Source organism: Pseudomonas sp. 2822-17 (assembly GCF_002742485.1).
Lineage (GTDB): Bacteria > Pseudomonadota > Gammaproteobacteria > Pseudomonadales > Pseudomonadaceae > Aquipseudomonas > Aquipseudomonas cyclaminis.
In genome coordinates this window covers 1-403 of the sequence record NZ_LJRZ01000531.1, presented here as the reverse complement: position 1 = coordinate 403, position 403 = coordinate 1, and the positions used below count along the sequence as shown (strand labels likewise).

Below are 403 nucleotides of genomic sequence, written 5' to 3'. Positions count from 1 at the left end.
GATAATATAATCTGATAAGAAGTTAAGGAGGGGTACGATGTCTAAGAAAGATACTTTTTATAAAAAATGGCATGAATTCTGGTTTGACTGGCACCAAGTGAAAGCTTATTACTATGGTAGTAAGAGGCATGAAAGAGCAATGAACAAGCACTTGAACTATATAGAGGCAAAAGAAAAGTTTGAAGCAGACGAAGCAGTACAATTAACTAAAAATGAAACAGATCAAGAAAAGGTGGAAGTGATAGAAAAAATAGAAGACGTTGAAGTCAAAGAATTAAAAGTAGAAGAAGAGGAAAAGCAGGAAACTAATATGCTTCCCGTTAACTTAGAAGCAGAAAGATAATTTAGCATACTTTCTTTTTAGAAAAAATGAAGTATGCAATAAGCACCGCAATACTACCTG

General features: G+C 33.3%; 1 protein-coding gene. It reads left to right on the top strand.

Going from position 1 to position 403, the window contains the following annotated elements; translation table 11 throughout:
• Nucleotides 1-37 precede the first annotated feature (37 nt).
• Nucleotides 38-343 (top strand): hypothetical protein, encoded by a 306-nt coding sequence (locus AOA60_RS22285; RefSeq protein WP_099586256.1) that lies wholly within the window; start codon nucleotides 38-40, stop codon nucleotides 341-343.
• Nucleotides 344-403: the final 60 nt, after the last annotated feature.

Excerpts from the sequence above, each read along its gene's own strand:
- AOA60_RS22285 (WP_099586256.1), top strand. The coding sequence starts at position 38 with ATGTCTAAGAAAGATACTTTTTATAAAAAATGGCATGAATTCTGGTTT.